Consider the following 26,029-nt stretch of genomic DNA (forward strand, 5'->3'; position numbering starts at 1 on the left):
CTCTAGCCTGACCTACGACCAAAGGGTCATGGCGGTGATGGCGCTGGTGACATCGAAGTTGCAAACGGCGGCACGGGTTCGGCCAGAAGGCCCTTCGGCCGCCGGCGAGGGGTTGCTCGCCGGCGGCCGGGCAGGATCAGGCGAGGTAGTCGCGCCAAGGGCCGGTGATGGCGAAGGTCAGCCCGGGGGACTGGATGTTGACGAAGAGCACGCGCCCATCGGCGGAGAAGGCCGGGCCGCAGAACTCGGAGTCGTTGAGCATGTTGCGCGCGATCGCGTACGTCGGACCGCCCGGGGTGGAGCTGAGGATGTGGCTGCTGGCGTTGCCGTCCTCAGCGAGGACGAGGGAACCCCAGGGGGTGACGGTGACGTTGTCCGGCCCGTCGAAGTTGTAGTCGAAGTACTTCGCGCCGGTGCCCTTGTCGGCGGCGGCGTTCTCGGGGAAGTAGGTGACCAGTTGAATGGTCTTGGCCTTGTAGCTGTAGAACCAGACCATGCCGTCGTGCGGGATCGCGTCGGCCGGTAGGTCCGTGGTGCCGGATTTGGCGTACGAGTTGACGACGTACACACCCTCATCCGTACCGAACACGCCCTCGAACTTCTTGCCGCGCGTGACCGTGCCGTCGGCAAGTTGCTTGCGGCAGGAAACGGAGACCGCGTCCCGATCGGGAACGGGCACCCACGCCACCCGGAACGGCCTGAGCAACTGCGCCGACGTCAGGTAGGCGACGTCGGGAATCGGCTGGCCGTCATCACCGAGAATCGCCATCGCCTCGAACGTACCGAAGTCGACCTTTGCCAGGTCCTTCCAGCTCCGCGGGCCGAGCCGGTATCCGGCCGGAGCAGTCCAGCGGTAGAACAGGCCGTTGGGGCCGGACGCGTCCTCGGACAGGTAGATGTGAGTGCGGCTCTTGTCGATCGCGAGCGCCTCGTGCGCGTAGCGGCCGAGGGCCTTGAGCGGTACCGGGTGGGCGGTCTCGCCATCGGCCCAAACCTCGAACACGTAGCCGTGGTCCTTCAGCCGGGTGGTGCCGTTGGCCCTGCCCTCGGTCTCCTCGCACGTCAACCAGGTGCCCCACGGGGTGTGGCCGCCGGCGCAGTTCGTGAGGGTGCCCGAGATGCCGACCCACTCACCGCGGTTACGGCCGTCGCGGTCGATGGAGATGACGGTGCAGCCACCCGCCGAGCCGACACCCGCGTCGTACACCGTGCCCTCGATCGGCGGCACGCCCAGCGCCGTATTGCCGCCGATTTCGTGGTTCTGGATCAGCAGGTAGTTCCGGCCGTCGTTGAAGACCGCGTTGCCGTCGTGGGCCCCCGGAGTCGGCTGGCCGGTCTTCAGCTTGGTCTCGCCCGCCTTGGTGACCACCGTGTACTTGAAACCGGGCGGCAGAGCCAGCACGCCCTTGGGGTCGTCCACCAGCGGCGGGAACGGCCGGTTCACGGGGTACGGCGTGTGCCGCCGGGCAGGCGTGGCCTCGGCGAGCGTGGGCACGCTTCCCACGGCGGCGAACCCGACACCGGTGGCACCGGCGGCGGCTCCGCGGAGTACGGAACGACGATCGAGCGACATGGCAGTGCTCCTTCAGGGGTGGATATCCGAGTCAGCGGTACTGCGCGATCGGACTCCCCAGCTGCCACCGCCGTCACCGCTCGACGATCCTGCACGCAGTGGACGGCGGGACGGCGAACAGCAGCTGAACAACTCAGTGGAGCGAAACCGGCGTCAGCGGATCCGGCGACGTGCGGCGACGAGGTGCCAGGCGGTGGCGTACAGCAGCAGTGCCACCAGGAACGCCGCGCCTGCCCGCTTGGCGAATCCGGTCAGCACGCCCTCTGCAACAACACCCCAGGGCGCGTCGGCGGTGGTCGTCGGATAGCTGGTGCTGGTGACTCCGTTGCCTTCGTCAACGACAATCGGATGGTCGTAGTCGACGTTTGTCACGGTCTGAAACGTGTTGTAGTCCTGCGGGACAGCCGCGAGACCGCCCAGCAGCGGAACCGCGATGAGCAGAGCCGCGATACCCCAACGCCAAGCAGGCTTGAGCCCAGTGGAAGCGCGTGACCTCTGGCGGTGTCGCCAGAGGTGCCAGCCGATGGCGACGAGGCCGATGGCGGTGCTTCCGTACTGCAGAAGCCTTGGTCCGCTCAGGCCTCCGATGATCGACGCTTCGCGCGCGCCGGAGGGGAGGTAGTCGCCGTGCGTCAGGTAGTCCCACCCGAGGTGGGTGGCGATGCCGATAACGCCTGAGACCAGCAGCCATCCGCCGTACTGGACTTTGTTGCGCACGTCCAATGGGGGAGTTGCTGCCTGGAGTAGCGCCGCGAGCGGTTGGCGAAGCGCCCAGTAGAGGAGGACCAGCGCCACGGTGGCCGGGAGGCCGAGCAGCAGGCCCAGGGGTGAATGGGTCACCGTGGCGTTGACGAACGGCTCGTACCAGTCCTCGCTACTGGTGGCCGAGATGCCGAGGGCGGCGAGGAAGTACGGCGCATCCGGCGCCATCGCACCCGCGACCAGTGCCGCCGGAACGAACGGCCTGCGGAACAGCGGCAGAACCACGGCGGGGTGAGCCAGGGTGAACGGCATTAGCGACCATCTCTGCTCAGGCGGTCCGGCAAGGCGCCGGCCGCGATAGTACGTCGCGGAGAGTAGTCCGCCCAACGGACTATAGCACGCGCTAGCGATACCGCGTGGAGAGGTAGAGGCCGAAGGAGATGGTGGAAGGAATCGTGACGTTGAGCTTGCCTGCGTCCCGCGTGAGGATTTCCTCGGCGGACAACAAGTGGCCATTGGCACCGATCAAGAGCACGCGCCGGTTGGGCAGGCCGCCGCGATCGGTGTCGTAGGCGAATGCATAGGCCGGTCGGTTGGCCCGATCCCTGGTGGTTCCGACGTAGCGAATGTCGTCTCGAGTTGCGAACTCGTCCAGCAGCGCGGCGCGTTGGGCCGGCTCCTGCGAACCAGTGGTCAAGGTCAGCCGCCGAGCGCGCTCGCGCAGTACGTCGTCAGCAGGCGTCGGCTCGTCTCCCGGTTCCGGGTCTACCGAGCGGATCAGGTCGATCATTGAGGAGTCAGACAGCTTCATCGGTGTTCACAGCCTTTCGCGGTCCAATCCGGACAGCAGCGTCGGAAGTCGGGTCGTGACCCTGAACGGAGTACTGCGCGGCGAACCGCCGACGAGCGCGATGGAGTCGTACGGCGGCCGTGGCCGCGCTCCACGTCTCCGCGTAAAGACGGCAGAACGCATCCTGAGGTGTTTCCTCCGCTTGCATCACACCTTCCTATGACGCCGGCGGCGGGATTCTTACAGGCTCGCCAGAATCTCTTCAGCGGCGCAGAGTTCGCAACACGGCAGTGAAGGCGGCCAGCAGCGGCAGTAGGAGAAGCAGGGCGACGCCGAGAACGGGATGCAGGTCGAGCCAGCCGCTCGTGAAGGCGTGAGCGAGGAAGAGCGGAGCCGCCAGCGCCATCGCGCCCATTTCGCGCAGGCCGGACGATCGCGCCTGGATCGCGACGGCGGCACCGGCGAAGGCCAGAACCAGCAGAGGCCAGGCGCCGTAGTCCGTACTCACGATGAAGCCGCGCGTCTGAATCAGCGCGACGGGAAACCACGTCACCGCCGCCGTCGCGCCGGCTGCCGCGGCCAGCCGTTTGTCGCCACGGAGATCCGGGGGACAGGCGAGGATCACGATGACGGTCAGGATCGCCGCGATGGGCTCGGTCGGACCTTCGCCATGGACGGGCGAGGCGATGGCCAACTGCGCGGTGGTACCGGCCAACCCGAAAACGGCCAAACCGGCGCCGAGCACCCATCGGCCGGTCAGAGCAGCGATGGCGCCCACGATCACCAAGGCCAGGAGCAGTCCGTGGAAGGCCCATGCGGCGTCGGTGGTGGCGAGCTGGCTCCACGTTGATCCGGGCGAGATGGCGGCCGCGGCGTACCACCGCATCAGATGCATGCCGCTGTTCGCCGCGGCGACCGCCAGGGCGAACGGCGCCGCGATCGCAAAGAGCCGTCCTGCGGATGAGGCCGAGTCGAGGCGTAGCCGGACCCGGAGTGCGTGGGCCAGGAGATCGGCATCCGCGCGGAATCGGGCCAGGCGTGGCAGGCCATCGGTCAGGAGGCGATGGACCTCCGCGATCTCGTCGCCGTACGCGGCCCGATAGGTCGCCGGATAAAGCCGAAGCAGCCGATCGCTCACGTCCGCGCTCATGAGGCGCTCATGAGGGGCTCACGCTGGGGCGATTCCGTCGGCCAGGCGGCGGCGTACTTCGCGGGCGGTGGCGGCCATGCGCTCGGCCTCGGCTTCGAGGCGTTCCCGCCCGGCGGGGGCGAGGGCGAAGATGCGCCTGGCGCGGCCGCCGACCACCTCTTCGCGTTCGACCTGGATGAGGCCTTCCGCCAGCAGCCGGTCGAGCGCGCCGTACAGCGCTCCGGTACGCGGCGCCACCCGGCCGTCGGTGATCGCCTTCACCTCTTGGGCGATCGCGTAGCCGTGCCGAGGTGAGTTCGCGAGCGCGGTCAGCAGCAGCAACGCCAGTTCCTGCATGCCTCGATCAGTCATGCGAACAGACTATTCCGCCGTACGAACCATGCGCTCAGTCCTGGCGGGGGAGCAGCAGGGGCTTCAGCGACTCGCGGGCCCGGTTGATGCGGGATTTGACGGTGCCGACCGGGACGTCGAGCTGGGTGGCGATCTCGTCGTAGCTGAGTTCGTAGACGTCGCGCAGCACCAGCGCGGTGACGGTCTCCGGGTGATGGCTGTCGAGGCGTTCCAGGGCGTCGAGCAGGTCCAGCCGGGTGCCCGCGACGACGCTGGTCGTGCGCGGATCGGGACGGTCGTACTTGGCGGGACGGTCGTCCTGCGCTACGGCGGAGGTGTTTTCGACCGCGCGGCGCTTGAGCCGCCGGTAGGTCTCGCGGGCGGCGTTCGACGCGACCACGTGGACCCAGGTACTGAACCGGCTCCGGCCGGAGAACGTGGCAACTTTTGTCGCAACCGACAGCAGCGCGTCCTGGCAGGCGTCCTCGGCGTCGGCGCGGTGCGGCAGGATGCGCTGGCAGATCCGCATCACCTGCGGCTGCACCTGCCGGATCAACTCGTCCAGTACGGCGGGGTCGGTCGCAGCGCGCCGGGCCAGTTCGTCGAGCGCGTCCGCGTCAAGTGACATGAGCATGAGGATAATGACGCCATGGTTCAGCCCTCTCACTTTGGCCGCTATGCCGTGGTCCGGAAGCTCGGCAGTGGTGGTTTCGCCGCTGTCTGGCTGGTCCGGGACGAGGAGCTGGACGCCGAGGTGGCGGTGAAGGTGCTGGCCGAGCACTGGGTCGACGATCACGATGTCCGCCGCCGCTTCGTCGAGGAAGGGCGGTTCCTGCGCAAGGTCGAATCGCCGTACGTCGTCGGGGTGCACGACATCGGCAGCACCGCGGACGACCGGCCGTTCCTCGTGCTCACGTACGCCGACCGCGGCACGCTGGCCGAGCGGATCAAGGCGGGCCCACTCTCGCTGGCCGAGACGGTGGAGGTGATTCAGCACGTCAGCGCCGGTCTGCAGGAGTTGCACGATCGTGGCGTGTTGCACCGGGATGTGAAGCCGGAGAACGTGTTGTTCCGCAGTACGCCGACCGGCGAACGGGCGATGCTCGGCGATCTCGGCCTGGGCAAGTCGCTGGACGCGGTCTCGCGGGTGACGATGCCGGGCGGTACGCCGGCGTACGTGGCACCCGAGCAGGTGCGTGGCGACGTACTCGATCCGCGAGCCGATCTGTATGCGCTGGCCGCGGTCGCGTACGCCGCGCTGGCCGGTCAGCCACCGCACGGCGCGACCACGCTGGCCGCCGTACTGGCCGTTGACGGTCCGCCGGAGCCGCTGAACGCGGTTCGCGACGACATCCCGGCCGGGGTGGACGCGGTCATCCTGCGTGCGCTGGAGCAGGACCGCGAACAGCGCTGGCCCGACGTGCGTTCGTTCGCCGAGGCGTTGAAAAAGGCCGCGGTGAAACCTGTCGCTCCCGCCGCGAAGGCGAAGCCCAGCGTGTGGCCGTGGGTCGCCGCGACGGTTGCGATGGCGGTGCTGGGTGGTGTTGGTGGTTACCTGGGCTGGCAGCTCGGCGTTGGCCGGCAATGGGTGCGCGTGGATGACCAGCAGCACCGGCTGACGGTCGAACTTCCGCGCGCCTGGGCCGACGACCGGGCCGGCGACGGCTGGCGACCGCAGGGCTCGACCAGTCTCCCCGCGCTCCTGGTCAGCGAGGACAACGCGACGTGGCATCAGCCCGGCTCGAAGGTTGCCGGCGTCTTCGCGGGAGTACTGCCATCGGGCGATCTTCCCACTGCTGCCAGCCTGCCCAAGCCGCCGGATTGTGCGCTGGACGAGTCGTCCAGTGGCGATGGAGTCGTGACGGCCAAGTACGTCGACTGCCCGGGTGGTATGACGACGTACGAACGGGTGGTGAAGGTCCAGGACGCGCTGGTCCGGATTCAGGTGCGGGCCGAGGACGCCGAGCGGGCCGAGAAGGTACTCAACTCGGTGAAGTACCAGCCGCAGAACTGACGAAGGTGCGGCCCCTCCGCGGAGGAACCGCACCTTGCTAGTGTCCTGAGCCAGGTGGTCAGTGGCCCAGTTCGTACGGGCTGTTGTTCTCGTGGCCGGCGCCGTTCCGCAGCGGCGCGGCCAGCTCGCAGGTACCGGTCTTCGGCGCGCAGCGCACGATGGCCGTCTGGTTGCCCTGCTCGGCCCGCACCAGGATGTGGTCGGCGTCCTCCATCACGGTGGACATGATCGTGACGTTCGAGGCGCCGGACCACTGGCGTACCAGCTTGCCGTTCTTGACGTCCAGCGCGGCGAAGAAGCCGTCACCGTAGCCGTCGCGGTACGCCGGTCCAGCGAGCACGAGGTCGCCGTCGCTCGGCAATTCGTCCAACGCGTACTCGCAGGTGCCCCAGCGCTTGCCGCCCGACTTGAGATCGACCAGGTTGCTGCAGCTGCCGTCGTCCACCTGGGAGGCGATCGACGCCGCGATCCGCCCGTCCGACGACACCGCGGACGGGGTCGGCACCGAGTTGATCGCGCGCGGCTTGTCGGCACCGGCGGTCCACACGTACAGGGTTTGCTTGTAGCTCTTCGACAGGGCGCTGAAGTACACCTCGCTGCCGATGACCGCATGCACGATCGGTGAGTTCTCGCCAGTGCGTTGCAGCGACATCTCCTCGCCGGAGGAGTTGTGACGCCAGGTCACGGTGAAATTGGACAACTCCTTGCCGTCCGCAGTGGTCGGCTGAACGGTGTAGGCGCTGGTCGAGCGATCGGCCGACGACAGTACGGAGGACACGTCGGACACGGTCTTGCCACGCGTGGCGCCCTTCCAGACGGTGAGTACGGTTCGACCGTCGTCCTTCGGGTTGTGCTGCACCAAGGTCGTGTTCGAACCGGCGCGTACCACGTTCTGCACTGTGCCGTCGGAGGCCGGCAGGGTGAACTTGCTGCCGCCGCTGTGCACGGTGCGACCCGCGACGTACGGCGACTTGGGCGCCGCGCCCTGCTGCAGCTTGCCCAGGTCCAGTGTCAGCTTGGCCGGAACCACGGGGGTGCTGGTGCTGCTGGTCGGCGGCTTCGTCGGAGTTGCAGTCGGGTTGGGCGTTCCTGGCGGCGCCGACGGCTTCGTGGACGGGGTCGGGCTCGCCGGCGCGGTCACGCTGTCGATCGGCTTGGCTTCCCCGGACGCCGACGCGAGATCCGGCCTCTGCTGCGCGGCGACCAGCGCTCCCGCCACCACGGCAGCCAGCGAAACACTGGTAACCAGACCGGCCAGCTTGATACTGCGGTTCATAGTGCCCTCCAAAGTGGATCCCAGTTTGTCCTACTGGAGGGCTTTGATGGCCCACCCCCACGTTCGGTTCACGACTTCCCAAAGTTTCTTCCGTGCCTTGGCCGCCAACCCCAACCGGTACCGCCAACCGCCCGCTGCCGCGTTGCCGGGGTTTCCGCTGCCGGGTTGCCGTGGGCCTTTACCCGGCGTGCGCCGCTGGCCGGTTCGCATAGGCGCAGGGCCAATTCCGAGGGTCGACCGTCGGAACAGGGGGTGGACGTGCCAGATCTGACGAGTCCACCCCCCATTCCGACGGTCGACCCTCGGAATAAGGAGCGCGCTGGTGGGCGCCGGGATACCCGGCGGGGCCCGTCGCGGCCCGTCGCGGGGCCCGTCGCGGCCCGTCGCCGCCCGTCGTGGCCCCGGCGCGGGGCGCGGCGCGGGGCGCGTCGAGGGCTCGTGGTGGGCGAGTTTGGGAGGAGTTCGGATCGGGGTGTCGGATTATGGGGGTGGGGTTCGTTGTAGGGGTGAGTGAGCGTCCGCGAGGGGCGTCCCGACGTACAGGAGATGGGCCGATGCAGTACCTGGTATCCGTGATCGACGACAAGACCGGCTCGGCCACCCCGGACGAGATGACGGCTGTCAACGCGTTCAACGACCGGCTTGTTGCCGAGGGCCACTGGGTCTTCGCCGCCGGACTTGCCGCGCCGAGTACGGCCACGGTGATCGACAACCGGGGCCGCGAGCCGTTGTTCACCGACGGCCCGTTCCTGGAGTCGAAGGAATACATGGCCGGCTTGTGGATCCTGGAAGCGCCCGATCTCGACGTCGCGTTGAAGCTCGCCGCCGAGGGATCGAAGCACTGCAACCGGAGAGTCGAGCTGCGGCCGGTCCTGTGAGCGAGTACGACGTCCGCGCGGCGATCACCCAGGCCCACCACCAGGAATGGGCGCGGGTGGTCGCCACCTTGACCCGGCGTTTCGGCGACCTCGACATCGCGGAGGAGGCGGCGGCCGAGGCGTTCGCGACGGCGGTTTCGCGCTGGCCGGACAGCGGCGTACCGCCCAATCCCGGCGCCTGGCTGATCACCACCGCCAACCGCAAGGCCATCGACCGGATTCGGCGTGAGAGCAAGCGCGGTGACAAGCAGAAGGAGGCTCAGCTGATGTACGACGATCCGCCCGAGCCGCTCGGCGCCATCGACGACGACCGGCTCCGCCTGCTTTTCACCTGCTGCCATCCCGCGCTCGCGATGGAGACCCGGGTGGCGTTGACCCTGCGCATGCTCGGCGGTTTGACCGTGGCCGAGATCGCCCGTGCCTTCCTGGTGCAGGAAACGGCCATGGGCCAGCGGATCACCCGTGCGAAGGCCAAGATCAAGGCGGCCCGCATTCCGTACCGGGTGCCGTCCGCGGAGGATCTCCCGGCCCGCGTCACCGGCGTACTGGCCGTCCTGTTCCTCGTGTTCAACGAGGGCTACCTGGCGACGGGCCCGGACACCGACCCGGTACGGCAGGACCTCACCGCCGAAGCGATCCGGCTCACTCGGTTGATCCGGGCCTTGCTACCGGATGACGGCGAGGTGGCCGGCCTGCTGGCGTTGATGCTGCTGACCGAGGCGCGTCGTACGGCGCGGGTCTCCGCCACCGGCGAACTGGTGCCACTTGACCAGCAAGACCGTGGCGCGTGGGACGCCACGCTGATCGCCGAGGGCCATCGGCTGGTGCGCGAGCGCCTCGCCGCCGGGGTGCCGCCCGGGCGATACCAGGTCCTCGCCGCGATCAGCGCCGTACACACCTATGCCCGCGATGTACGCGACACCGACTGGTCACAGGTCGTTGCCCTGTACAACCAGTTGGTCCAGCTCGACCCTTCGCCGATCGTCGCGCTCAACCAGGCGATCGCGGTCGCCGAGCTGGACGGCCCGGAGGTGGCCCTGGCGGCCGTAGACCGGCTGGCGGAACGGTTGGCCGGATACCACGCGTACCACGCGACCCGCGCCGACCTGCTGCGACGGATGGGCCGCAGCCAGGAAGCCCGTACGGCGTACAACAAGGCCATCGAACTGGCAGGCAACACCGCCGAAACCGCCTACCTAACCCGCCGCCGCGACCAACTAGCCACGCCATCCCACGACCACCCGGCCCAGGGCTGATCGCGACGCCGTGTCACGAATCGCCCCGAAATACGCCTCCCACGTCGGCTCGGCATCCCCGGCCCATAGCCGCGCACGCTCACAGTCACCCCAGCGGCGATACCCACGCGCCGGGCCGCTCCCATGCCGGCCGTCGGTGAGAGAGCGGGCTAGCGGAGGTCGGTGGAGAGGGCTTGGGCGGCTTGGGTTAGGAGGGGGACGGCGCGGGTGACTAGGTCTTCGGACATGCGGCCGGCCGGGCCGGAGATGGACATGGCGAGCCGGGATGCGACGTCGGGTACTGCTACCGCGATACAGCGAACGCCTAGTTCCTGCTCGCCTTCGTCCGTGGCGTAGCCCCGGGTCTGGGCCTTGCGCAGCTGCGCGGTGAACTCGTCGGGATCGGTGATGGTGGTTTCGGTGTGCTTCGGCATTCCGGTGCGCTGCAGCAGATCGCGCACTTCGGCTTCGCGTAGCTGCGCGAGAATCGCCTTGCCGACGGCGGTGCAGTGCGGCAGCACCCGGCGACCCACCTCGGTGAACATGCGCATCGAGTGCCGCGACTGGACCTGCGCGAGGTACACGATCTGGTCGCCGTCGAGCATCGCCATGTTGGCCGATTCGCCCAGTTCGTCGACCAGTCGCGCCAGATGGGGGCGGGCCCAGACGCTCAGCATGTGCGAGGAGGTCTCGCCGAGCCGGATCAGCTTGGGGCCGAGCACGTACTGCCTCGACGGTTCCTGGCGCACGTAGCCAAGGTCGACCAGCGTGCGGACGAGCCGGTGGATCGTCGGCAGCGGCAGGCCGGAGGCGGTGGCGAGCTGGGAGAGGCCCATCATGCCGCCCGCGTCGGCCATCATCTCGAGCAGGCCGAACGCCCGCTCGATCGACTGCACGCTGCCCGAGCGGGCCTTGACGCCGTTTTCTTCCGCCACTTCGCCGTCCCTCGTCGCTCGCCCGCTTCCGAATGACGGAAGTTTAGCGCCATATCACGGAAGGGTGACGGATCTTGCGACATCCGCATTGTAGATACTAATATCCGCATTATGGAAATCAGCGATCTCCGCGCACTGGCCGACGAGTTGGACCGGCGCCTGGCCGGGGCCGACGCCGAACTGGCCGCGCGTTACCCAGGCGATCGTGGCGCACGGCAACCAGTTCACACCGTCTACGTGCCTGCCGACCGGTACGACGCGGGCACGGTTGCGAGTTGGGCCGCTGAGGCGAGGGACATTCTGGCCAGCCATGGCGGATCGGCGGCGGAGTTGGCCGAGGCGCTGGAGTTGCCGCCCGAGCTGACTGTCGAGGTGTACGAGCGGGTGCAGGCCAAGCTCGTGCGGGAGCCGATCGAGGACCTGCGCATCGACTTCGAGGACGGCTACGGAACCAGACCCGACGAGCAGGAAGACGCCGCGGCGATCGCTGCCGCGCGTGCACTGGCCGAATCCGTCAGAACCGCCTCCGCGCCGCCGTACCACGGTCTGCGGATCAAGTCCCTCGAAGCGCCGAGCCGCCGTCGCGGCGTACGGACCCTTGACCTGTTCGTTGGCGAGTTGGCCGGCGCCGGGGCGTTGACGGAGGGGTTTGTCGTCACGCTCGCGAAGGTCACGTCGGTGGAGCAGGTCGAGGCGATGGTGGTCGTGCTGGCCGCGGTCGAGCGGTCTCAGGGCCTGCCGGCGGGCTCGCTGAAGTTCGAGATCCAGGTCGAAACGCCGCAAGCGATCCTCGGCCCGGACGGTACGGCCTTGGTCGTACCGATGATCAGCGCGGGCGCGGGCCGGGTCACTGGTCTGCACTACGGTACGTACGACTACTCGGCCTCGCTCGGTGTCGCCGCGGCGTACCAGAGCATGGAGCATCCGGTCGCGGATCACGCCAAGGACGTGATGCAACTGGCCGCGGCGGGCACGGGCGTCTTCGTCTCCGACGGCTCGACCAACGTCCTCCCGGTCGGTGATCGTGAGGCGGTGCGGGCTGCCTGGCGGCTGCACTCGCGCTTGGTACGGCGTTCGCTGGAGCGCGGCATCTACCAGGGGTGGGACATGCATCCGGGCCAGTTGCCGAGCCGGTTCGCCGCCACCTACTTGTTCTATCGGGAAGGGCTTAAGCCGGCTGCTGCCCGGTTGCGCGCGTACGTCGGCAACGGTGACTCGGGCTATCTTGATGAACCCGCGACGGCCGCCGCGCTCGCCGGCTTCCTCCTGCGGGCGGTCGAATGCGGCGCTGTCGACCAGGCCGAGATCGACAGCCTGATCGGCGTGGACCCCACCGGCCTCGCCACCCTCGCCCGACGATCGATCCGCTCCTAGACCAGACCGCCCCGGGTTCTCTTTGCGACGAGTGGACGCGTTCTGCCGCTCGTCCGCTACCTGTCAGGTGCAGGCAGCCTCGCAGCGGCAAAACGCGTCCACTCGTTGCAAAGGGATCAGCGAAGCAGCGCGCGTTGGGTTCGCGCTACCTCGGCAGCCACGGTGGACTCGTCAAGAGTGACAACCGCGTCATGCTCGACCACAGGCCGGCCGTTGACCAGCAGCAGCTCCAGCGGCGGGGGAGAGCCGAGAACGAGCGCAGCCACCGGATCGGTGATACCCGCGTGCGCAAGCGTGTCGAGCCGCCAGACGGCGAGATCGGCCAGCTTGCCCACCTCGATCGAGCCGATCTCGTTCTCGCGACCGAGAATGCGCGCGCCATCCAGAGTCGCCATCTCCAACGCCGCGCGAACCCCCAGTGCCTGCGGCCCGCCACGGGCCCGGGCGAACAGCAAAGCGTGGCGTACTTCCTCCAGCAGACTGCCGGCTTCGTTGCTCGCGGCACCATCCACGCCGAGGCCGACCGGGCAACCCGCCAACCGTAAATCGGCCGCCCGCGCGATCCCCGCCCCGAGCCGCGCGTTCGAACTCGGGCAGTGCGCAATCCCCGTGCCGGTTTGACCGAGCCGCTTGATCTCCGCGTCGTCGAAGTGGATGCCGTGCGCGAACCACACGTCCGGTCCGGTCCAGCCGAGCTCCTCGGCGTACTGCGATGGCGTGCAGCCGAATCGCTCGTGGCACCAGTCGCCTTCGTCGGTGGTCTCGGCCAGATGCGTGTGCAACCGGACGCCCTTGCGCCGGGCCAGTTCGGCAGCCTCCCGCATGAGTTCGCCGGTCACGCTGAACGGCGAACAGGGCGCGACCACGATCCGCAGCATCGAATCCGGCGCGGGATCGTGCCAGCGGTCGATCGCCGCCTCGGTCGCGAGCAGGATCTCGTCGCGGTCCTGCACCACCGAGTCGGGCGGCAGTCCACCGTCCTTCTCGCTGAGGTCCATCGAACCGCGCGCCGGGTGGAACCGCAGTCCCACCTCGGCGGCGGCGCGAATCTCCGCTTCGAGCAGATCCCCGCTCGGGTGCGGAAACAGGTAGTGATGATCTGCCGCGGTGGTGCATCCCGTGCGCGCGAGCTGAGCCAACGCGCCCAGGGCCGCCACGTGCACGGACTGCTCGTCGATTCGGGACCACATCGGGTACAGCTGGGTCAGCCAGCCGAACAAGGTGGCATCGGCCGCCAGCCCCCGAGTCACCCACTGATACAGATGCTGGTGGGTGTTCACGAAGCCGGGAGTGATCAGGCACCCCCGGCCGTCAACCACCCGAGCCCGGTCGTACGACGGAGCCGGTCCGGGGCCGAGGGCAACAATCCGGTTGTCCTCGACAACAACATGGCCGGTGAACTCGCGCCGCGCCGGGTCGAGCGTGACCACCTGCGCGCCGTCGATGACGATCGTTGCCGTGGTCATCGATGCACCGGTCAACAGAAACCGGGTACGGCGTGCCAGGCGCTGCCAGCATCGCTCGCGTCGTCCCGGACCACGGTGGCCTCGATCAGGCCGTACGGACGGTCCGCGGCGATGAACACCTCGCCCGGGTTGTCGATCTCGAAGGGGCTGAGGTCCACCAGGAAGTGGTGCTTGTTCGGCGCCGAGAACTTGATCTCCGCGACCTCGGGATGCTGCTCGAGTACGGCGGCACCCATGCCGTACAAGGTCTGCTGCAACGCGAAGCTGTGGATCCGGGCGAACTCCGACAACAGCAGCGCCTTGATCCCGTCGTACGACTTGTCCCAGTCGACCTCGGTGTGGTCATAGCGCCAGCGGGCCACCAGCGAGGTCGCGAGGATCCGGTCGTTGGTCTCCGGCAGCGTGGTGTACCGGTCCTTCAGGAACCCGTGGAACTCGGAGCCAGTGGACTTGAGCACCACCAGATCGCTGATCCCGGACACGACGTACGCCTTACGGTCGTCGCCGCGGCCTTGCACGTTGACCACGGTCGTCCGGATACCGCTGCCGGACCGGACGAACGAGTGGTCGTGACCGGTGTCGTCGACGGTGATCCGCTGCCACGGATACTCCTCGATCTCGATCCGGGCGCCGTCGGCCGCGGGGGCGGCGTCGAGGAAGTGACCGCCGAGGGTGAGCGCGAAGTCCTCGATCGCGCCGACGCCCTTCTCCTTGGCGAAGGCGAACGCGGTGTTCTTCTGGGTGTCGGTGGGCAGTACGTCGCGCTGGTCGCCGGTGACGTGCGCGTCCTCGAAGCGCCCGCGCAGGGCGGACGACACGTTGAGGTCGCGGATCTGGTGCCGGGGCGTGTCGCGGTAGATGCGCACGACCCGGCTTTCGGCCTTGCCGTACTGGTTGGCTCCCAGGTGGATCGCCATCGGATCAGCTCCCTCGATAAGTGGAAAACGCGAACGGACTGAGCAGCAGCGGGACGTGGTAGTGCTGCTCGCCGGTGATCGTGAAGGTCACGGTGACCTCGGGAAAGAAGATGTCCTGGCCGGACGAGGCCGCGTAGGCGGCGACATCGAACCAGAGCTGGTACGTGCCGGGCTGGAGCTCGCCGGACGTGAGATCGGTGGCCCGCCCGTCCTCGTTCGTGGTGCCCGCCCCAATTTCCAAGCCTTCTCGGGACAACCGGACGGGAACACCGGAAGCGGGCCGCCCCAAGCCGGTGTCCAGGACGTGCGTCGAGATCGTGCTCATGCCGGCACCTCCTGGCCGACGTCGACGACTTTGGCGAGACGGAGTACGGCGATCTTGCGCAACTCGTCCCGTACGACGCCCGCCTCGGTGGTCTCGTCATTCGCGAGCCGCTCGCGCAGCCGGGTGAGGATCTGCTCGGCCGAGAGCCCAGTCGCACAAATCAGGAAGACCCGGCCGAACCGTTGCTCGTACGAGCGATTCCCCGCCGCCAGCGCCGTACGAACCTCGGCGTCATCGCCGACACCGGCCTGTTCCCCGCGGGACCACGAGGCCTCCGTACTGTCCCCGTCCGGGCGATCGCCGATGCGCGGATGAGCCGCCAGCGCCAGATCGACCTCGGCGTCGTCGAGGTCCCGTACACCCTGGTCGGCGGCCGCGACGAGCGCCCGGGCGTCGTCGTACGGCCGGGCGTCGAGCAGGCCCGCCACCCAGCGCGGTACGTCGCAGCAGGCGGCCACCATCGGACGCAATCGTTCGGCGGAAGCGTTGTTGAATTCCTCCAGGTTCACCGGTCGGACCTCCAGTCGCCTACCTGCAACAGCTCGCCGTCGATCCAGACCGCCCGTACGTCGGCTGGGGTGCCGAGCGTGAAGACCCGGGCGAGCACGTCCTCCGCGTCGGCGGCGTGAGTTATTCCGACGGCCAGCGGCGAGCCCTCGGCCGGACGCAGCAGCTGGGCGTCGAAGCGCTTGCCAACGCTCAAGTCGCCGACGTCCGCGCTGAGACCAAGCGCCTCGGCACCGGCCGTTGTTGCCAGGTGCAACAGATGCGCCGCGGTGAGCGGGTGTCCGCGATCCCCGAGCAACTGCTGGCAGAAGTACGCCTGCAGGCCTTCCTTCAGTAGCGAGAACCCAGTGCCGGCACCCACGTCCGAGCCGAGCGCGACGCGGACGCCGTGGTCGAGATGCCGCCCGAGTGGGAACAACCCGCTGCCCAGTACGGCGTTGCTGGTCGGGCAATGGGCCACGGTCGCGCCGCTGCCGGCGAGCACCTTCAACTCGACGTCGGTCGGGTGGACATTGTGGGCGAAGACACTCCGGTGGTTCACCAGGCCGTGCCGGTCGTACGTGCTGACGTAGTCGCTGCCGTCGAAGAGTTCGGTCACGGTGGCGATCTCGGCCTCGTTTTCGTTGAGGTGCGAGGTGAACAGCGCGCCCGGTATCTCGTCCAGCGCGGTCTGGCACGCGGCGAGTAGGTCGTCCGTGCAGGAGAGTGAGAAGCGGGGAGTGACGGCGTACCGGTTGCGGCCGACGCCATGCCAGCGCGATGCCAGCGCGAGCGACTCGGTGTAGGCGCGTGCCGGGGTGGTGAGCAGATCCGGGCGCAACAGCCGGTCACTCACGACCAGCCCACTCGTGACGCGAAGGCCAACCTGCGAGGCGGCGGTGAACAGCGTGTCCACGGCAGACGCGAAGTGAGCGCCGAACACCAGCGCGCTGGTGGTTCCTGCCGCCGCGAGGCCTCGAACGAATTCGCCGGCCACCCCGGCGGCGTAGGCGTCGTCGGCCATCCGGGCTTCCTCGGGTAGCGCGTACCGGTCGAGCCATTCCAGCAATGGCATGCCCATGCCGCCGACCGCGCGGATCTGCGGGAAGTGCACGTGGGTGTCCACGAATCCGGGCAGGACCAGCCCGCCCGTCAGGTCGACAACCTGCTCGGCCGGATGGGCCCGGCGCAGTTCGGCGTACGGGCCGCGGGCGGTGATCAGGCCGTTCTCGACCAGCAGGGCGGCGTCGGTGTCGACGCGCAGGGTGCCACCGGTGAACGGGTTCTGCGGGGTGTCGAGGAACGTGCCTCGGAACAGCGTCATGCGGTTGCCTCACGGTGAGCCGGCGCGGAGTTGCGCTCGGCAACGAATAGGTGGAGCAGCCAGGCCGCCACGCTGACGGCGATGGTGGCCGGCTCCTTGCCGGGCAGTCCCGGCAGACCGATGGGAGTGGTGATCTTGGCGATCGCGTCGGGCGGGTTGCCGTCCTCTGCGAGCTTGCGGCGGAACCGGGACCACTTCGCGCTGGACCCGATCAGGCCGATCGTGGCCAGCTGTCCGCTGCGCAAGGCGGCGTCGCAGAGTGCGGCGTCCTCCGCGTGGTCGTGGGTCATGATCAGCGCGTGCGTGCCCGGCGGTAGTTCGGCGACCACCAGTTCGGGCAGTACCGGGACGTGGTGCACGTGCACGTTCGCGATGGCGTCGTCGAGCACGGACAGCCGTTCCGGGGCGAGCTGATCCGGCCGCGAGTCGACCAGGTGCAGCTCCAGGTCATGCCGCGCCAGGATGCGGCTGAGTTCGAGACCGACGTGCCCGATCCCGAAGATCGCGACCGACGGAACCACCGGCAGGGGTTCGAGCAGCAGCTTGACCTCACCACCGCAGCACTGCACGGCCTGCTGGTACGGCGCTTTGTCCGACAGCGCGAACTCCAGCACCTCCGGGTCCGTTCCGCCGCTCGCGAGCAAGGCCCGGGAACGGTCGATCGCGACCGCCTCCAGATTGCCGCCGCCGACGGTCGCCCACGTGCGTTCCGCCCCGACCACCATCTTGGCGCCGGCCTCACGCGGGGCATGCCCGCGCACCGACAAGACCGTGACCAGTACGCCGGGAGCGCGTCGCTCGCGCAGACCCTGAACCGCTCGCATCCATTCCATCTCGGCCCTCACACTCCACTCAGCCTGGCCGGGGAACGCAGCCCGTGCAGGTCGAGCTCGTTGAGCTGCCCGGCGGATCGCGCCTGCTCCAGGGCCCAATAGACGGCCTCGGGAGTCGCCGGCGACGGCAGGTCCACGCTCGTGCCGGCGGGACCGAAGGCGGCCGCGGCCTGGCGCAAGGCCTCGCGCACGGAGAAGGCGAGCATCAGCGGTGGCTCGCCGACCGCCTTCGAGCCGTAGACCGCGCCGTCCTCATGTGCCTTCTCCAGCAGCCGGACGTTGAACACCTCCGGCATCTCCGAGAAGCTTGGCAACTTGTACGTGCTGGCGGCCTGGGTGGCGAGCCGGCCGCGGTTCGGTCCGTCGCTTTCGTCCCAGCGCAGGTCCTCCAACGTCAGCCAGCCCGCGCCTTGCACGAATCCGCCTTCGATCTGGCCGACGTCGATCAACGGGCTGAGGCTGTCGCCGACGTCCTGCACGATGTCGACCCGGCGCAGCTGGTAGGCGCCGGTGAATCCGTCGACCTCCACCTCGGCGGCCGCGACGCCGTACGCGAAGTACTTGAACGGCTCGCCGCGCATCGCGGCCGCGTCCCAGTGCAGGCCCTCGGTGCGGTAGAAGCCGGCCGCCCACAACTGAACCCGCTGGTGGTACGCGGTATGAACGACGTCTTCCCAGCTCAGGCGATCGTCCCCGGCGTACAACCCGGTGACGCGGCCGTTGACGAAGCGCACGTCGTGCGGGCTGATTCCGAGCGGGCCTGCGGCGACAGGCGCGAGCCGGGCCCGGATCTGCTCGCACGCGTTCTTGATCGCCGCGCCGTTGAGGTCCGCGCCGGAGCTGGCCGCGGTGGCGGAGGTGTTCGGCACCTTGTCGGTACGGGTGGGCGCGAGCCGGACGCGTTCCAGCGGTACGCCGAGCGTGGTCGCCGCGACCTGCAGCATCTTCGTGTGCAGACCCTGGCCCATCTCGGTGCCGCCGTGATTGATCAGCACCGAGCCGTCCTTGTAGACGTGGACCAGCGCGCCGGCCTGGTTGAAGGCGGTGAGGTTGAAGGAGATCCCGAACTTCACCGGCGTCATCGCAACCGCCCGCTTGGCGTGCGGGTGGCTCGCGTTGAACCGCTCGATCGCCGCCTGGCGGCGCTCGATCTCCCCGGTCCGCCGTACCTCGCTCCAGCAGGTCTCCAACCGATCGGCATGACGAACCGGCTGGCCGTACGGCGTTGCGTGGTGCGGCTGGTAGAGATTGCGCCGGCGCAGCTCCATCGCGTCGTACCCGAGCAGTGGTGCGCACCGGCCCAGCAGGTCCTCCACGACGAGCATGCCCTGCGGTCCACCGAAGCCACGGAAGGCGGTCTGCGAGGTCTTGTTGGTCTTCGCGATCCGGCCGTCGACGCGCAGATTCGGAATCCAGTACGCGTTGTCGATATGGCACATCGCGCGGGCCAGGACCGGCTCCGACAGGTCGAGGCTCCAGCCGCCATCGGCCGTCAGCGTGGCTTCGAGCGCGACCAGATGCCCGTCGTTGTCGAAGCCCGCGCGCCACTGGCTGTGGAATCCGTGGCGCTTGCCGGACATCGTGAGGTCCTGCGTGCGGTTGAGCCGCAGCCGGACCGGACGCCCGGTCAGCGTCGCACCGAGAGCCGCGATGGCCGCGAAACCGTGCGGCTGCATCTCCTTGCCACCAAAGGCGCCACCCATGCGAAGGCATTGCACGGTCACCGCGTGGCTGGCCACCCCGAGCACGTGCGCGACGATCTCCTGCGTCTCCGACGGATGCTGCGTGCTGCTCTGTACGAAGATCTGCCCGGCCTCGTCGACCTGGGCCAACGCGACGTGTGTCTCCAGATAGAAGTGCTCCTGGCCGGCGAACTCGAACTCACCGTGGAACACGTGCGCCGCCCCGGACAGCGCCGCGTCGACGTCACCGTGTTCGAGGTGCCGTCCGGTGCCCTGGTAGTTGCCTGCGGCAATCGCTTCACGCACGCCCACCAGCGACGGAAGCGGTTCGTAGTCGGCCTTGACGGCGGCCGCGCCGAGCCGCGCCGCCTCCAGGGTTTCGCCGAGCACCCAGCAGATGGCGTGCCCGTGGAACATCGCCTCGGCAGGAAACAGCGGCTCGTCGTGCTTGACGCCCGCGTCGTTCACGCCGGGCACGTCCGCACCCGTCAGGACCCGGACCACGCCCGGTACGTCGTACGCCGGGTCGACGCGAAGCGCAGTGATCCGGGCGTGGGCGTGCGGGGACTGGACCGGCCAGGCGTGCAGTACGTCGCGGGTCCGGCCGACCAGGTCGTCGGTGTAGAGGGCCTCGCCGGTGACGTGCAGCGCGGCACCTTCGTGCGGTAGCGGCAGGCCGACAACGGCTTGCTGAGGGCGTTCGGACAGCGAGCTCATGCGCTGACCTCCTCGATCTCGAGGTGCTGGGCAAAAAAGCGGAGCAGCGACTGGCCGAGCATCGCCGAGCGATACGAGGCACTGGCCCGGTGGTCGTCCATCGGAGTGCCTTCGGCCGCCATCACCGCGGCAGCCTCCCGGACAGTGCACTCGGTCCAGGGCTTGCCCGTCAGGGCCTCCTCGGTCGCCCGGGCGCGAAGCGGGGTGGCCGCCACTCCGCCCAGGCCGATGCGGGCCTGGCGCACGTACCCGTCCACGACGTCGATCCCGTAGCCGACCGCGACGCTCGAGATGTCGTCGAAGCGGCGCTTCGCGATCTTGTGGAAGGCGGTCAGCGGTGCGAGCGGCAACGGGACCAGTACGGACCGGATCAGCTCGTCCGGCGCCTTCAAGGTCTGCCGGTAACCGGTGAAGTAGTCCGCGAGCGCGACCACTCGCTCGCCACGACGGGACACCAGAACGACGGAGGCGTCCAGCGCGAGCAAGGCGGGCGGAGTATCGCCGATGGGTGACGCCGTACCGAGGTTGCCGCCGATCGTTGCGCCGTTGCGGATCAGACGCGAGGCGAACTGCGGAAACATCTGCGCCAGCAGCGGTACCCGCCCGGCCAGCAACCGCTCGATCTCGCTCAACGTCAACGCGGCACCGATCCGTACCTCGTCAGGCCCGAACGAGAACTCCCGCAGCTCGGCCAGCCGATCCACGGCCACCACCAACGGCGCCCGTACGCCGCGCAGGTTGACCTCGACCCCGGCATCCGTCGACCCGGCCACGATCCGCGCCTCCGGGCGGTCGGCGAGAACCTCCAGTACGTCGTCCAGCGCCGCCGGCCTGAGGAACTCCGCCCCGGCGCCGGCGAGCCTGGTAGTCGCGGGCGGAGGAGGAGGCGCCGTACGGCGGGCCGCGAGCGCGTCGTCCGCCTCCGGATCGCGCAGCGCGTACGCCGCGTCCTGGATCGGGCGGTAGCCGGTACACCGGCAGAGGTTTCCACTCAGCGCGTGCAGGTCGAACCCGTTGGGTCCGTGCTCGTGGTCGCAGGCTCCGGCTCCACGGGTGGGACGGTAGTACTCCGCGGCCATGCTGCACACGAACCCGGGAGTGCAGAAGCCACACTGCGAGCCGCCTCGCACGGCCAGTTCCTGCTGCACCGGGTGCAGGGCGTTGCTGGACCCGAGGCCTTCGGCGGTGACAACCTCCTGGCCGTCGAGGGACGCGACCGGCAGCAGACATGCGTTCACCGCGGTCCACTCGGTCGGGCTGTCGATACCGGGCCGGGCGACGAGGATCGAGCAGGCGCCGCACTCACCTTCGGCGCAGCCTTCCTTCGCCCCGGTCAATCCCCGGTCGCGCAACCAGTCCAGCGCGGTGGTGTGCACCGGCACGCCGTCGATGGCGAGGTCGGCACCGTTGACCTTGATCGTCGTACTCATCGGTTGCTGCTCCAGCGGGTCCTTGCACTGTGAATGGGATTCGCGTCCTGGAGGAAGTCGTCGAACCGGTAGCCGGCGATCTTCGCGATCTCCAGCAAGGCGGCGGCGTGCTCCTGGTTCTCGCAGTTGCCGAGCCGTTCCCGGCCCTGCTCGACGATCCGGTCGAACGACTCCGCGTCCCGCACCGAGATGACCAGCGGGAAGCCGAACCGTTCGCGGTACGCCTCGGTGATCGCGGTCAGCTCGTCGCGGTCGGGCTCGGCCAGGAAGGTGAGACCGCGGGCGGACTGGTCCCGCAGTGAGGCCTCGCCGCTGAGGCCGTCGGCGACGAACTGCGAACCGAGCTGCGGATAGGCCTCGATCAGCTGACGCTGTTCCTCGTGCGAGCCGGAGAAGAGCGCCTCCTGGAACGAGCGGCGCAGCGCGTGGGTGTCGGTGAACGGCCGCAGTTCCCAGGCGCGTTCGACCATCCAGCGCGGTCCCTGGAACAGGCCGGTGAAGGTCTCGACGAACTCGTCGCGGCTCATCTTGTTGACCTGGTCGAGGCGGACCGTGCTGCTGCCGGGCTGACCGGCCACGGCGGGACCGAAGTCCTTGCCGACGTGGTGGAACAGGATGTTGAGCCCGATCGCGGTCAGGCTGCCCAGCGTGATACCGCTGCCGAAGATGATCTCGGCCCAGCCGGGCACGGCCTGGGCGACCTGAGGCTGCGCGGTCACGTACATGGCCAGGCCGACGCTGGTGGCGACGATGACCACGTTGCGGTGGTCGTGGAAGTCCACCTTCGCCAGTGTTTGGAAGCCGACCACGGCCACGGTGGCGAACATCGCGAGGGCGGCGCCACCCAGGACCGGGTGCGGAATGCCCGCGACGATCGCGCCCGCCTTCGGGACCAGGCCAAGCAGGATCATGATGACGCCGGCCGCCGCGACCACCCAGCGGCTCTTGACCCGGGTGAGCCGGACCAGACCGACGTTTTCGGCGAAACACGTGTAGGGGAAGGAGTTGAAGACACCGCCGATCGTGGTCGCCAGGCCGTCGGCGCGCAGGGCCCGGGCGATGTCGTCGCGGGTGATCCGCTTCTCGACGATCTCACCGGTTGCCAACACGTCACCGGTGGTCTCGACCGCGGTGATCAGCATGACCACGACCATCGAGATGATCGCCGCGATCGAGAACTGCGGCCAGCCGAAGTGGAACGGTGTGGTGACGCCGACCCAGCCCGAGTCCGACACCGCGTCGAAGTGGGCGTCCCCGAAGGCCCAGGCGACGAGCGTTCCCGCAACCAGGCCGACCAGGACGGCGACCGTGGCCATGAAGCCTTTGAAGACCCGCTGGATCAGCACGATCAACGCGAGGGTTCCGAGCGCGTACGCCAGGTTCTTGCCGCTGGTCGGGTCGGATGTCGGACCCGCGCCGCCGGTGGCGTCACCAGCTGCGACCGGCAGGAGCGCCAAGCCGATGATGGTGATGACTGAGCCGGTGACCACGGGCGGGAAGAACCGGATCAACCGGCTGAAGAACGGCGCGATCAGGAAGGTGAACAGGCCGGCCACCAGTACGGCGCCGTAGATCACCAGCAGGCCGTCGGTGCCACCACCCGCGGCCAGGCCGATCGCGATCATCGGGGAGACCGCCGTGAACGTCACGCCCTGCAGCAGCGGCAGCCGGACACCGACCTTCCAGAATCCGACCGACTGGATGATCGAGGCGATACCGCAGGTGAACAGGTCGGCGTTGATCAGGTGCACAAGTTGCTCGGTGCTGAGCCCGATCGAGTTCGCCAACAGGATCGGTACGATCACCGCGCCGGCGTAGAACGCCAGGACGTGCTGGGTGCCGTAAACGGCGAGCCGCCCGGGGGACAGCACTTCGTCGACGGGGTGACGGCCGGCGCGGCGGTTGGGTCGCGGGACTGCCTTCATCGGGCACCTTCCAAGGGGTCGCGGCGGATCTGACCTGCACGACAGCTTGGGCTTCGGCCGATGTCGACGGCTATCGATGAACCTCCGAAGTTCGGCCGCCGGATCGGGGCCAGGACTGGAGGATCATCCAAATTCGGTGGATCAGAGCGACTTCAGGGCCAGGAACACGTCGACCCGGTTCTCCAGCGTCGACAGATCGCGTCCGGTCAGTTGCTCTACGCGTTCGATGCGATAGCGAACGGTGTTGACGTGCAGGTGCAGCGACTCGGCCGTGCGTGACCACGAACCCGAGCAGGCGAGGAATTCCTGCAGCGTGGCGATCAGTTCGGCCTTGGTCCGGCGATCGTGGTCCAGCACCGGTCCGAGCACCCGCTGGGCATAGGTCCGCCGTACGTCGTCGGGCACGGTGGCGAGCAGCAGTACGTGCGAGGCCACCTCGTCAGACGTCACCACGGACACCGGCGTCGTACCGGCTCGGGCGGCTCGGTGGGCGAACCGGGCCTCTTCCAGCGCACCCGCCAACGCGTCGACAGTCGTCTCACCGCTGACGCCGATCGCGAGCCGTGCTCGGGCCAGACCAGGCGAGAGCCGGCCGAAAGATCGCCGCAGCATCCCGGGCAGATCGGGGGATGACGGCAACAATCCGACCAGCAGCCCGTCCCGGCCCGGCGCCACGATCGCGGGACCGACGGTCAGCGCGACATCCTCGAACACGCTGACGGCCACCTCGGTCGGCCGGTCCTCCGAAGCCGCCTGACCAGGGTGCGCCGGTATCAGTTCGGCGACGGCGACAACCATCGGCCGATCCGATTGCGCGCCCGCTTGCCGCAGCCGGGTTGTGACCTCGGCGAGCGGCCCGCCAGACTCCAGCAAGCCCAGGGCGTCCGCCACCAAAGGCCGTAACGCCAGGCGGCCCTCATCGCGCCGAACGCGATCCAGGGCAGCGATTGCGCACAATTCCTGCACCGCCTCAACGTGGTCGCGCGGCCACGAACTGTGATCACCGTCGACCACCAGCAGCCAGGCGGTCAGCCGGTTGCCCAGGCCCGATCCGACCGGGAAGACGCTGTACGACGACTCGCCCGCGTGGGCCACGGCGGGCGTGCGTTCGGCGGTGAGGAAGCGCCGGGTGAGCACGTCGAGAGTCGGGCCGTCCAGCTCCTTCGGCCCTGGCACGACGTGCCGGCCGGTGGACGTGATCACCCGGCAGTCGTGCCCGATGTCGCTCGCGATACCGGCGGCGAGTTCGTCCAGGCTGCGGCCGGAGGCGATTGCCGAAAGCAACTGACGCTGGCGGACCAGACTCGCCGACAAGCGTGCGCCCGTGTCGGCGGAACCCGCGGCCGCGACGTACTCGGTGACGTCCGCGAAGGCGACCTCCGTGGGCACCTCCACCAGGGTGACCTGGTGGCGACGGCACGCCTGCAGCAGGTCGTCCGGGATCGCGCCGAGCAAGGCCTTGCCCGCCAGGATCGTGGTGGCGCCCCGGCGGGCCACCGAGGCCACAAAGGTCTCACTGTCGGCGGCGCTGCGGCGCCAGACCAGCCCGGTGAGGACCAGTTCGCCGCCGTTGAGGTAGTTGCCCGGTTCCAGCAGATCGGTGGTGACAAGCCGGCCGATCGGGCGGTCGTACGCACCTTGGGCGGAATGCAGCAGCCGGAGTCCCAGCGCTGGCGCGTCGACCAATTCGCACAGCAGCACGACGCACCTCCTTTCAACAGCTCCTTGGAGGAACGTACAACGCTTGCGCGCTTGACGCCCTAGCTCAGGGCAACTTATCGTCCTTTCGCAGAACAGAAAAGAGTTTCCACGATACGGAATACAGGAGGTGCGATGAATGCCGAGCTCCGCTACACCGTGAACTGCTCGATCCTGTTCACCGAGTTGCCCCTACTGGAACGACCGGCCGCCGCCAAGGACGCGGGGTTCGAGGCCGTCGAGTTCTGGTGGCCGTTCGCCGAGGCGGTTCCCGCCGACGCCGAGCTCGACGCTTTCGTCAGCGCCATCAGCACGGCCGGCGTACGGCTCACCGGCCTCAACTTCTTCGCCGGAGACATGCCTGGCGGCGATCGAGGGCTGGTGTCGTGGCCGAAGCGATCCAGCGAGTTCCGCGCCAACATCGACGTCACGGTGGGCATCGGTGAACGGCTCGGTTGCCGCGCCTTCAACGCCCTTTACGGCAACCGGGAGGGCGGCCACTCCGCGAGCGAACAAGACGAGCTCGCGGTCGAGAACCTCAGCCTGGCCGCCACGGCCGCGGCCCGGATCGGCGCGACCGTTCTGCTGGAGCCGGTGAGTGGCGCCGAGCGCTATCCGCTCCGTACCGCCGCTGACGCGCTGTCCGTGATCGATCGGGTCCAGGCGGCGTGCGACGTACGGAACGTTGGGCTGCTGGCCGATCTCTACCACCTCGCGGTCAACGGTGACGACGTCGACCAGGTGATCGCGGTGCACGCCGACCGGATCGCCCACGTCCAGCTCGCCGACGCGCCCGGGCGCAACGAACCCGGTACCGGGTCACTTCCGCTGCAAGCCCAGCTGGCCGCGCTCGCGGCGCGGGGCTATTCCGGCTGGATCGGCCTGGAGTACAAGCCGTCCACCAGCACCCTCGACAGCTTCGGCTGGCTGCCGCGCGAACAACGCGGCCATGCCGGCTGATCAGTATTG

Annotated in this window: 23 protein-coding genes; 5 read left to right on the plus strand and 18 right to left on the minus strand. The window is 68.7% G+C overall.

The window, feature by feature from the left end:
• Nucleotides 1–136: 136 nt before the first annotated feature.
• The 6 genes from ACFFGN_RS19150 to ACFFGN_RS19175 all read right to left on the minus strand — a co-directional run bounded on the left by ACFFGN_RS19150 (nucleotide 137) and on the right by ACFFGN_RS19175 (nucleotide 5,173).
• Nucleotides 137–1,573, minus strand: a complete 1,437-nt coding sequence (locus tag ACFFGN_RS19150) for an alkaline phosphatase PhoX (protein WP_380049416.1) — start codon at nucleotides 1,571–1,573, stop codon at nucleotides 137–139.
• 153 nt (nucleotides 1,574–1,726) lie between these two features.
• On the minus strand, nucleotides 1,727–2,587 hold the full coding sequence (locus ACFFGN_RS19155) for a DUF4184 family protein (RefSeq protein WP_380049418.1): 861 nt from the start codon (nucleotides 2,585–2,587) through the stop codon (nucleotides 1,727–1,729).
• Between the two features lie 91 nt (nucleotides 2,588–2,678).
• On the minus strand, nucleotides 2,679–3,086 hold the full coding sequence (locus ACFFGN_RS19160) for a hypothetical protein (RefSeq protein ID WP_380049420.1): 408 nt from the start codon (nucleotides 3,084–3,086) through the stop codon (nucleotides 2,679–2,681).
• Between the two features lie 241 nt (nucleotides 3,087–3,327).
• Nucleotides 3,328–4,215: a hypothetical protein gene (locus tag ACFFGN_RS19165; RefSeq protein ID WP_380049422.1), complete on the minus strand. Its 888-nt coding sequence runs from the start codon at nucleotides 4,213–4,215 to the stop codon at nucleotides 3,328–3,330.
• Nucleotides 4,216–4,233: 18 nt separating this feature from the next.
• Nucleotides 4,234–4,566, minus strand: a complete 333-nt coding sequence (locus ACFFGN_RS19170; protein WP_380049424.1) for a PadR family transcriptional regulator — start codon at nucleotides 4,564–4,566, stop codon at nucleotides 4,234–4,236.
• Between the two features lie 34 nt (nucleotides 4,567–4,600).
• Nucleotides 4,601–5,173, minus strand: coding sequence for an RNA polymerase sigma factor (locus ACFFGN_RS19175; RefSeq protein WP_380049426.1), 573 nt, complete (start codon nucleotides 5,171–5,173; stop codon nucleotides 4,601–4,603).
• Between the two features lie 21 nt (nucleotides 5,174–5,194).
• Between ACFFGN_RS19175 and ACFFGN_RS19180 the strand changes: the two genes are divergently transcribed.
• A complete protein-coding gene (locus ACFFGN_RS19180; protein WP_380049428.1) occupies nucleotides 5,195–6,559 on the plus strand; it encodes a serine/threonine-protein kinase in 1,365 nt (454 codons plus the stop codon).
• A gap of 58 nt (nucleotides 6,560–6,617) precedes the next feature.
• Here ACFFGN_RS19180 and ACFFGN_RS19185 read toward each other — a convergent pair whose 3' ends face one another.
• Nucleotides 6,618–7,835 (minus strand): hypothetical protein, encoded by a 1,218-nt coding sequence (locus ACFFGN_RS19185; protein ID WP_380049430.1) that lies wholly within the window; start codon nucleotides 7,833–7,835, stop codon nucleotides 6,618–6,620.
• A 554-nt stretch (nucleotides 7,836–8,389) separates the two neighbouring features.
• Between ACFFGN_RS19185 and ACFFGN_RS19190 the strand changes: the two genes are divergently transcribed.
• Both ACFFGN_RS19190 and ACFFGN_RS19195 read left to right on the plus strand, forming a co-directional pair.
• On the plus strand, nucleotides 8,390–8,713 hold the full coding sequence (locus ACFFGN_RS19190) for a YciI family protein (protein ID WP_380049432.1): 324 nt from the start codon (nucleotides 8,390–8,392) through the stop codon (nucleotides 8,711–8,713).
• Nucleotides 8,710–9,969 (plus strand): RNA polymerase sigma factor, encoded by a 1,260-nt coding sequence (locus ACFFGN_RS19195; RefSeq protein WP_380049434.1) that lies wholly within the window; start codon nucleotides 8,710–8,712, stop codon nucleotides 9,967–9,969. Before ACFFGN_RS19190 ends, ACFFGN_RS19195 begins: the two co-directional genes overlap by 4 nt.
• A gap of 149 nt (nucleotides 9,970–10,118) precedes the next feature.
• On the opposite strand, the gene ACFFGN_RS19200 is transcribed toward ACFFGN_RS19195, so the two are convergent.
• Nucleotides 10,119–10,883 (minus strand): IclR family transcriptional regulator, encoded by a 765-nt coding sequence (locus ACFFGN_RS19200; protein WP_380049436.1) that lies wholly within the window; start codon nucleotides 10,881–10,883, stop codon nucleotides 10,119–10,121.
• 111 nt (nucleotides 10,884–10,994) lie between these two features.
• Here ACFFGN_RS19200 and ACFFGN_RS19205 point away from each other — a divergent pair, with 111 nt between their 5' ends.
• Nucleotides 10,995–12,257: a DUF6986 family protein gene (locus ACFFGN_RS19205; RefSeq protein WP_380049438.1), complete on the plus strand. Its 1,263-nt coding sequence runs from the start codon at nucleotides 10,995–10,997 to the stop codon at nucleotides 12,255–12,257.
• A gap of 116 nt (nucleotides 12,258–12,373) precedes the next feature.
• Here ACFFGN_RS19205 and ACFFGN_RS19210 read toward each other — a convergent pair whose 3' ends face one another.
• From ACFFGN_RS19210 to ACFFGN_RS19255, 10 genes are all read right to left on the minus strand, one after another.
• Nucleotides 12,374–13,723 carry an 8-oxoguanine deaminase gene (locus ACFFGN_RS19210; protein WP_380049440.1) on the minus strand — a complete coding sequence of 450 codons (1,350 nt, stop codon included), beginning with the start codon at nucleotides 13,721–13,723 and terminating at the stop codon, nucleotides 12,374–12,376.
• A gap of 11 nt (nucleotides 13,724–13,734) precedes the next feature.
• Complete coding sequence (pucL, locus tag ACFFGN_RS19215) at nucleotides 13,735–14,640, minus strand: factor-independent urate hydroxylase (protein WP_380049442.1); 906 nt, start codon at nucleotides 14,638–14,640, stop codon at nucleotides 13,735–13,737.
• Nucleotides 14,641–14,644: 4 nt separating this feature from the next.
• Nucleotides 14,645–14,965: a hydroxyisourate hydrolase gene (gene uraH, locus ACFFGN_RS19220; RefSeq protein WP_380049444.1), complete on the minus strand. Its 321-nt coding sequence runs from the start codon at nucleotides 14,963–14,965 to the stop codon at nucleotides 14,645–14,647.
• Entirely contained in the window at nucleotides 14,962–15,474 is a 513-nt protein-coding gene (gene uraD, locus ACFFGN_RS19225) for a 2-oxo-4-hydroxy-4-carboxy-5-ureidoimidazoline decarboxylase (protein ID WP_380049446.1), read from the minus strand. The genes uraH and uraD (ACFFGN_RS19225) overlap by 4 nt, the downstream gene beginning before the upstream one ends.
• Complete coding sequence (gene guaD / locus ACFFGN_RS19230; RefSeq protein WP_380049448.1) at nucleotides 15,471–16,775, minus strand: guanine deaminase; 1,305 nt, start codon at nucleotides 16,773–16,775, stop codon at nucleotides 15,471–15,473. The genes uraD (ACFFGN_RS19225) and guaD overlap by 4 nt, the downstream gene beginning before the upstream one ends.
• Complete coding sequence (gene xdhC / locus ACFFGN_RS19235; protein WP_380049450.1) at nucleotides 16,772–17,599, minus strand: xanthine dehydrogenase accessory protein XdhC; 828 nt, start codon at nucleotides 17,597–17,599, stop codon at nucleotides 16,772–16,774. Before xdhC ends, guaD begins: the two co-directional genes overlap by 4 nt.
• A 17-nt stretch (nucleotides 17,600–17,616) precedes the next feature.
• A complete protein-coding gene (xdhB, locus tag ACFFGN_RS19240; protein ID WP_380049452.1) occupies nucleotides 17,617–20,007 on the minus strand; it encodes a xanthine dehydrogenase molybdopterin binding subunit in 2,391 nt (796 codons plus the stop codon).
• Nucleotides 20,004–21,437: a xanthine dehydrogenase small subunit gene (locus tag ACFFGN_RS19245; RefSeq protein ID WP_380049454.1), complete on the minus strand. Its 1,434-nt coding sequence runs from the start codon at nucleotides 21,435–21,437 to the stop codon at nucleotides 20,004–20,006. Before ACFFGN_RS19245 ends, xdhB begins: the two co-directional genes overlap by 4 nt.
• A complete protein-coding gene (uraD, locus tag ACFFGN_RS19250) occupies nucleotides 21,434–23,362 on the minus strand; it encodes a 2-oxo-4-hydroxy-4-carboxy-5-ureidoimidazoline decarboxylase (protein WP_380049456.1) in 1,929 nt (642 codons plus the stop codon). The genes ACFFGN_RS19245 and uraD (ACFFGN_RS19250) overlap by 4 nt, the downstream gene beginning before the upstream one ends.
• 141 nt (nucleotides 23,363–23,503) lie before the next feature.
• The gene (locus tag ACFFGN_RS19255) at nucleotides 23,504–25,063 is read right to left on the minus strand and encodes a PucR family transcriptional regulator (protein WP_380049458.1); all 1,560 of its coding nucleotides are present in this window, start codon (nucleotides 25,061–25,063) and stop codon (nucleotides 23,504–23,506) included.
• A 132-nt stretch (nucleotides 25,064–25,195) separates the two neighbouring features.
• Between ACFFGN_RS19255 and ACFFGN_RS19260 the strand changes: the two genes are divergently transcribed.
• Nucleotides 25,196–26,020, plus strand: coding sequence for a hydroxypyruvate isomerase family protein (locus ACFFGN_RS19260; RefSeq protein WP_380049460.1), 825 nt, complete (start codon nucleotides 25,196–25,198; stop codon nucleotides 26,018–26,020).
• Nucleotides 26,021–26,029: the final 9 nt, after the last annotated feature.

Source organism: Kribbella deserti, assembly GCF_042434725.1.
GTDB classification, from domain to species: Bacteria; Actinomycetota; Actinomycetes; order Propionibacteriales; family Kribbellaceae; genus Kribbella; species Kribbella deserti.

Coding starts and splice junctions, on each gene's coding strand:
- ACFFGN_RS19155 (WP_380049418.1), bottom strand. CDS start 2,587: ATGCCGTTCACCCTGGCTCACCCCGCCGTGGTTCTGCCGCTGTTCCGC.
- ACFFGN_RS19185 (WP_380049430.1), bottom strand. CDS start 7,835: ATGAACCGCAGTATCAAGCTGGCCGGTCTGGTTACCAGTGTTTCGCTG.
- uraH (WP_380049444.1), bottom strand. CDS start 14,965: ATGAGCACGATCTCGACGCACGTCCTGGACACCGGCTTGGGGCGGCCC.
- ACFFGN_RS19190 (WP_380049432.1), top strand. CDS start 8,390: ATGCAGTACCTGGTATCCGTGATCGACGACAAGACCGGCTCGGCCACC.
- ACFFGN_RS19150 (WP_380049416.1), bottom strand. CDS start 1,573: ATGTCGCTCGATCGTCGTTCCGTACTCCGCGGAGCCGCCGCCGGTGCC.
- pucL (WP_380049442.1), bottom strand. CDS start 14,640: ATGGCGATCCACCTGGGAGCCAACCAGTACGGCAAGGCCGAAAGCCGG.
- guaD (WP_380049448.1), bottom strand. CDS start 16,775: ATGACGCTGTTCCGAGGCACGTTCCTCGACACCCCGCAGAACCCGTTC.
- xdhC (WP_380049450.1), bottom strand. CDS start 17,599: ATGCGAGCGGTTCAGGGTCTGCGCGAGCGACGCGCTCCCGGCGTACTG.
- xdhB (WP_380049452.1), bottom strand. CDS start 20,007: ATGAGCTCGCTGTCCGAACGCCCTCAGCAAGCCGTTGTCGGCCTGCCG.
- ACFFGN_RS19170 (WP_380049424.1), bottom strand. CDS start 4,566: ATGACTGATCGAGGCATGCAGGAACTGGCGTTGCTGCTGCTGACCGCG.
- ACFFGN_RS19175 (WP_380049426.1), bottom strand. CDS start 5,173: ATGTCACTTGACGCGGACGCGCTCGACGAACTGGCCCGGCGCGCTGCG.
- ACFFGN_RS19165 (WP_380049422.1), bottom strand. CDS start 4,215: ATGAGCGCGGACGTGAGCGATCGGCTGCTTCGGCTTTATCCGGCGACC.
- uraD (WP_380049456.1), bottom strand. CDS start 23,362: ATGAAGGCAGTCCCGCGACCCAACCGCCGCGCCGGCCGTCACCCCGTC.
- ACFFGN_RS19160 (WP_380049420.1), bottom strand. CDS start 3,086: ATGAAGCTGTCTGACTCCTCAATGATCGACCTGATCCGCTCGGTAGAC.
- ACFFGN_RS19180 (WP_380049428.1), top strand. CDS start 5,195: ATGGTTCAGCCCTCTCACTTTGGCCGCTATGCCGTGGTCCGGAAGCTC.
- ACFFGN_RS19210 (WP_380049440.1), bottom strand. CDS start 13,723: ATGACCACGGCAACGATCGTCATCGACGGCGCGCAGGTGGTCACGCTC.
- ACFFGN_RS19205 (WP_380049438.1), top strand. CDS start 10,995: ATGGAAATCAGCGATCTCCGCGCACTGGCCGACGAGTTGGACCGGCGC.
- ACFFGN_RS19245 (WP_380049454.1), bottom strand. CDS start 21,437: ATGAGTACGACGATCAAGGTCAACGGTGCCGACCTCGCCATCGACGGC.
- ACFFGN_RS19260 (WP_380049460.1), top strand. CDS start 25,196: ATGAATGCCGAGCTCCGCTACACCGTGAACTGCTCGATCCTGTTCACC.